Source organism: Frankia sp. CeTa3Moorea (assembly GCF_978021225.1).
In genome coordinates this window covers 20,433-23,157 of the sequence record NZ_CDXDOR010000070.1, presented here as the reverse complement: position 1 = coordinate 23,157, position 2,725 = coordinate 20,433, and the positions used below count along the sequence as shown (strand labels likewise).

The 2,725-nt window shown below is 71.1% G+C and carries 1 protein-coding gene; it reads right to left on the bottom strand.

Annotated features, from left to right (window positions below):
* Nucleotides 1-2,725, bottom strand: a 2,725-nt coding sequence (locus AC08OV_RS14010; RefSeq protein WP_476619759.1) for a type I polyketide synthase, incomplete at both ends; no start/stop codon positions are given.

The window sequence follows — 2,725 nt, the reverse complement described above, 5'->3', positions numbered from 1 at the left end:
GTGCCGTCGTGCTCTTTTCCCCCTCCTCAAGAACCACGTGGGCGTTCGTGCCGCTGATCCCGAACGCGGACACGCCGGCACGCAGCGGCCCGGAGGTCGGCTGCCACGACCTGGCCCGCGTCACTACCTCGACCTTCCCGGATGTCCAGTCCACGCGGGCGGTGGGGACATCGGCATGCAGGGTTCGCGGCAGCACGCGGTGCCGCATGGCCTGGACCGCCTTGATGACACCCGCGACGCCAGCCGCCGCCTGGGTGTGACCGATGTTGGATTTCAGCGAGCCGACGGCTAGGGGGATCTGGCGGTTCTGCCCGTAGGTGGCGAGAATCGCCTCGACCTCGATCGGGTCGCCCAGGGTGGTGCCGGTGCCGTGCGCCTCCAGGAGATCGACATCGGAACTGGTCAGGCCCGCGTCGGTCAACGCCGCGTTGATGAGCCGCTGCTGCGAAAGGCCGCTGGGTGCCGTCAGCCCGTTGGAGGAGCCGTCGGAGTTGATCGCGGTTCCGCGGATCACGGCGAGAACCGGGTGGCCGTGCCGCCGGGCGTCCGCCAGCCGTTCCAGCACCAGCATTCCCACGCCCTCGGCCCATCCGGTGCCGTCGGCGTCCGCGGAGAAGGCCTTGCACCGCCCGTCAGCGGCCAGACCGTGCTGCCGGGCGAACTCCTCGAACATGCCCGGCGTGGCCATCACGGTCACCCCGCCGGCGAGCGCCGCCGACGCCTCGCCGCTGCGCAGGGCGCGCACAGCGAGATGAAGTGCGACCAGCGACGACGAACAGGCGGTGTCGACCGTGAGCGTCGGGCCCACGAATCCGAACTGGTAGGCGATTCGTCCCGACAGCACGCTGGTCGTCGTCCCGGTCAGCACATAGCCGCCGACCTCCTCGTCGGCCTCGTACATCCGAGGGCCGTAGTCGGCGGCAGTGCCGCCGACGAAGACCCCGGTGCGGCTGCCGCGCAGGGACCGCGGCTCGATTCCGGCCCGTTCCAGCGCCTCCCAGCAGGTCTGCAGCAGCAGGCGTTGTTGCGGGTCCATGGCCAGGGCTTCTCTGGGGGAGATCCCGAAGAACGCCGCGTCGAACTCAGCCGCGGTGTCGAGGAAGCCCCCGACCCGGGAGTATCCCTGCCCGGGCCGCCACCCCCGGTCGGTGGGGAACGAGCTGATCACGTCCCGTTCCTCGAACACCACCCGCCACAGGTCCTGGGGCGACTCGATCCCGCCGGGAAGGCGGCAGGCCATACCGATGATCGCGACAGCGTCCTCGTCCGCGTCACCCGTCGGGTGCGCGCCCCGGGCAGGCGGGAGGACGGCCGGGCTCGTCCCCGCGGCCACCGGCGTGATCGCGGTGCCGGCAAGGTGGATGATCAGCTCCTGTGGCGTCGGATAGTCGAAGAGCAGACCGCCTGGCAGAGATCGTCCCGTGGCAGCGGAGAGGTTCTCGATCAGTTCCACGGTCATCAACGAGGAGAAGCCGAGGTCACGGAAGTTCGTGTCCAGCTCCACCCGATCCGGATCATCCAGACCGAGCGCAGCCGCCACCTGTACCCGGACCAGGGTGCCCGGGTCGGTGTCCGTCCGCCCCGCACCGGTGGAGGACCAAGGTTCCGGCATGCGGTGGTCATCGGCCCAGAACCGTTCTCGCTGGAAGGGGTAACCGGGTAGCCGGACCCGCCTGGCGTGGGTCCCGGAGTACGCCGCTGGCCAGTCGACGTCGGCGCCCAGGATGTAGCGGGCCGCAAGGCCGGCCAGGTCCTGCGTTTCCTGCGCGGTCTGCCCATCGACCGCGTCGGAGCCCACGGGCTGGTGATCTCCGAAGGCGTCCGACGAGATCACGTTCGGCGCGGGTGTCCCGTTCGCCAGGGCATCAAGGCCGCTGCGCAGGTCCTCGCCGGTGGAGGCGAGGACGACCGCCCGGTGTCGGAAGGAGGTCCGGGTCGTCGCCAGCGAGAACCCGAGATCGCCCGGGGGGAGACCCGTCTCTCGCAGCACGGCGGCGTGTGCCCGCAGCGCGGCGGGAGTCCTGCCGGAGACGGGAACCGGGTGTACCCGCGGGTCCGCCTCGTCGGCCGGGTGCCTGGTGGGCACACGGGCGGCACCCGGCGGTTCACCCACGATCACGTGCGCGTTCGTGCCCCCCATGCCGAACGACGAGACTCCGGCAATCAGCGGTTCAGCCGGACGCGGCCAGGCGGAGAGCTCCGTGTTCACCCGCAGCCCGAGGTCGTCGAGGCGAATGTCCGGGTTGGCCGTCGCGAAGTTCAGACTCGCGGGAAGGCGCCGGTGCCGGATGCTAAGCACCGTCTTGAGCAGCCCGGCGATCCCGGCGGCGCCTTCGAGATGCCCGATGTTGGTCTTCACCGACCCCACCGACAACGGCTGCGCGCTCCGGGCGTCCCCGCCCGACCGCCGGCCGGCGAAGACAGCACCCAGAGCGGTCGCCTCGATCGGGTCGCCTACCGGAGTCCCGGTACCGTGCAGTTCCACGTACTGCACCTGCGCCGGGGCAGTGCCGGCCTGTCGCAGCGCGGCGCGCAGGACCTTCTCCTGCGCCGCGGGGCTGGGCACGGTCAGGCCGGAGGTCGCTCCGTCGTTGTTCGTGGCGCTGCCGCGGATGACCGCGTACACGTCGTCGCCGTCGGCCAGGGCGGCGGCCAGTGGCCTGAGCACCATGACCACGGCGCCCTCACCTCGGACATACCCGTTGGCCCGGGCGTCGAAGACGTA